Source organism: Vibrio sp. S9_S30 (assembly GCF_014694455.1).
Classification (GTDB): Bacteria; Pseudomonadota; Gammaproteobacteria; order Enterobacterales; family Vibrionaceae; genus Vibrio.
On sequence record NZ_JAAUWT010000116.1, the window covers coordinates 1 to 772 of the forward strand.

Below are 772 nucleotides of genomic sequence, written 5' to 3' on the forward strand. Positions count from 1 at the left end.
ACTGGTGTGATAGCAGTTCACGCAATATTGGTGATAGCAGGTTTTCTGCGTCTTCCAACATGTCGGGAATGGCTTGCCTAAACGAGGCTTTTCCTTTAGGTATTATGATACCGTATTCGGCAATAAGACCTCGAACTTGATTAATCAATCGAGTTCTCTCAGTGACGCATAATCGACGCATTCGAATCAGTGATTGCACGTCTTGTTGTTCAATGGATTTATGAGGGACGGGGTGAGTTCGTTGGTAAAGAGCGAGTTCAGCAATCGCTTCAGCATCGTTATAGTCGTTTTTTTGTTTACGTCGCTGATTTTTGACCTGTTGGGGCGGATATAAAAGGACTTCGTGTCCAAGCTTTTTGAATTCACGAGCCCAGTAATGGGCTCCAGAGCAAGCCTCCACGGCAATGATGGATGGGCATTGATTTGCGATGTAGTTAAGTAGCTTAGTACGTTGAAGTTTTTTCCGTGCTAGGTTTTTTCCTTTTTGATTGATTTCAAAAAGAAAGAAACTATTTTTTGCTAAGTCGATGCCGATGATTTTATGCTGAGTCATGGTCTTCTCCTTTTGCTTTGGACCTAAACACTCCAAGCATGGCTCATGGCCACGCGAAGTGGTAGGGGGAGACCATCTCATCACCTTAACATGGCGTTATAGCGTTTTGGTAGTTCAAGGGTTTTCAGGTTCTCGAACCTTGCTGGTTTCAGCGTTTCAGAGCTTGATTCCTCAAGCAAATCCAAGATGGAAAATTCTCAGCAAACCAAGTCGTTGCAA

Annotated in this window: 1 protein-coding gene; it reads right to left on the minus strand. The window is 43.7% G+C overall.

What is annotated here, in order from left to right:
* The coding region (locus HC752_RS24330) for an IS110 family transposase (RefSeq protein ID WP_190337751.1) at window positions 1-553 on the minus strand (553 nt) is incomplete at its 3' end.
* Window positions 554-772: the final 219 nt, after the last annotated feature.